General features: G+C 76.1%; 1 protein-coding gene. It reads right to left on the bottom strand.

Features of this window, described 5'->3' with window-relative positions:
• On the bottom strand, nucleotides 1-697 hold a 697-nt coding region (locus AC27KI_RS26550; RefSeq protein ID WP_487116866.1), incomplete at its 3' end, for an extracellular catalytic domain type 1 short-chain-length polyhydroxyalkanoate depolymerase.
• Nucleotides 698-710: the final 13 nt, after the last annotated feature.

A 710-nucleotide genomic window follows, 5' to 3' on the forward strand; every position in this document is an offset into this window, starting at 1 on the left:
GGCCGGGCGCGCCCTTGGCGCCGCTCTTCATGGCCGACAGCGCGCCCATCACGTTGTGCGCGGCGCCGGCCTGCAGGCCCGAATGCACGCCCACGGCCGCGAACACATCGGGGTATTCGCGCGCCAGCAGCGCGGCCATCGCACCGCCGGCGGACAGGCCCGCCACATACACGCGGCGGGCATCCACGGGATGGCGCGCCATCGCGTCGCGCACCATGGCGACCAGCGTGGCGGGCTCGCCGTGGCCGCGCTGCTGGTCCTGCGGACGGAACCAGTTCCAGCAGCCGTGGGCGTTGGCGCCCTGGGCCTGCGCGGGGTACAGCACGAGCGCGTTCGCGGGCGCGGCGGCCTCGTTCATGCCGGTGCCGAGGGCGAAGTCCTGCGGGTTCTGCGTGCAGCCGTGGAGCATAAGCACCAGCGGCATCGGCGTGCCCGCCGCCGCGCCGGGGGGCACGCTGAGGTAGTAGTGGTCCTGCGGCGCACCGGCCGGGCCGGCGAAGGCCACCCGCGTGAAACTGCCAGGGGCTTCCGTTCTCGCGCTGCGGGGCGATGGCGATGGCCGATGCGCGTGCGGCGCCGGAGCGGACGGCCGGTCGACGACCACCGCATCTTCCACGTCGGGCGCGCCGAAGGGGGCCTTCCATGCCGCGGCGGGGCTGCTGGGCGCCGCGCCGAAGCGCTCGCGCCAGGCCGCCACACGGCCGGCGGCA

Source organism: Acidovorax sp. KPB24-03 (assembly GCF_057546605.1).